Origin of the sequence: Aeromonas piscicola, from assembly GCF_000820005.1 — a bacterium.
Lineage (GTDB): Bacteria > Pseudomonadota > Gammaproteobacteria > Enterobacterales > Aeromonadaceae > Aeromonas > Aeromonas piscicola.
In genome coordinates, this window is sequence record NZ_CDBL01000032.1 from 161,108 (window position 1) to 161,543 (window position 436).

At 59.4% G+C, this 436-nt stretch carries 1 protein-coding gene and 1 pseudogene; both read left to right on the forward strand.

All coding sequences use genetic code 11. From position 1 onward, the window contains the following. On the forward strand, window positions 1-336 hold a 336-nt coding region (locus tag BN1128_RS05215), incomplete at its 5' end, for an ExbD/TolR family protein (protein WP_082030360.1). Window positions 337-352: 16 nt separating this feature from the next. Next, window positions 353-436 (forward strand): annotated as a pseudogene (locus BN1128_RS26500) (sugar ABC transporter substrate-binding protein); the annotation flags it as partial.

Sequence of the window (436 nt, forward strand, 5' to 3'; positions counted from 1 at the left end):
TTCATCATGCTGATCTTCTTCATCGTCACCACCTCGTTCGTCAAGGAGTCCGGCGTGGAGATCAACCGCCCGAGCGCCAGCACGGCCGAGACGGTGAAGAAGGGGAACATCATGGTCGCGGTCCGTGAAAACGGCCAGGTCTGGGTCGACAAGCGCATCGTCGAAGTGGGCGCCGTGCGCGCCAACATAGAGCGGCTGCGGGCCGAGAACCCGGAGAGCGCCGTGGTAATCCAGGCCGATACAGAATCCCGTTCAGGTCTGGTGGTCCAGGTCATGGATCAGATCCGCATGGCCGGTGTCCAGAACATCTCCATCGCGGCGAGCAAGAGCAGCTGATGCCGGAGCGAGCACCATGAGATACCTGATATCGTTGGCTGTCTCCTGTGTGGTGGTGTTCTTCCTGTTTCTGGGAATGAACAAGCTCATCACACCGGAT